Origin of the sequence: Vibrio sp. M250220 (assembly GCF_036533795.1) — a bacterium.
In the GTDB taxonomy this organism is placed as follows: domain Bacteria; phylum Pseudomonadota; class Gammaproteobacteria; order Enterobacterales; family Vibrionaceae; genus Vibrio.
This window is the reverse complement of sequence record NZ_JATABI010000200.1, coordinates 1-518: the sequence shown is the minus strand read 5'-3', so window position 1 is coordinate 518 and position 518 is coordinate 1. Positions and strand designations below refer to the sequence as shown.

Below are 518 nucleotides of genomic sequence, written 5' to 3'. Positions count from 1 at the left end.
CCTAACTTTCTCTTTATTAGAGAAAGTTAGGATTTGAGAACTTTTAATTTGAATAACAACGCATATCAAAGATATGGGGATTGTTGTTATTCGTCAGCTTTCCAAATTGTTAAAGAGCAAATCACTTCCAAAGAAGTAACCATTTTTAAAGACTCTCAAGGAGAATGTTTAAAGATGGTATCCCGTAGGGGAGTCGAACCCCTGTTACCGCCGTGAAAGGGCGGTGTCCTAGGCCTCTAGACGAACGGGACACTGGTTTCTTTCTTATAAAAAGAAATGGTGGAGCTAATCGGGATCGAACCGATGACCTCTTCGCTGCCAGCGAAGCGCTCTCCCAGCTGAGCTATAGCCCCTCTCTAATGTAGACATATCAATCTGTGTGAACACTCATCGCAATAATCATCGTATAAGGAGGTGATCCAGCCCCAGGTTCCCCTAGGGCTACCTTGTTACGACTTCACCCCAGTCATGAACCACAAAGTGGTGAGCGTCCTCCCGAAGGTTAAACTACCCACTTC

The 518-nt window shown here is 44.8% G+C and carries 2 tRNA genes and 1 rRNA gene; all 3 read right to left on the bottom strand.

Annotation, left to right across the window (positions count from 1 at the left end):
- Nucleotides 1-175: 175 nt before the first annotated feature.
- A tRNA-Glu gene (locus QTN94_RS20425) sits at nucleotides 176-251 on the bottom strand.
- A gap of 26 nt (nucleotides 252-277) precedes the next feature.
- Nucleotides 278-353: transfer RNA gene (locus QTN94_RS20420), tRNA-Ala, on the bottom strand.
- A gap of 54 nt (nucleotides 354-407) precedes the next feature.
- Nucleotides 408-518 (bottom strand): 16S ribosomal RNA (locus tag QTN94_RS20415); the annotation flags it as partial.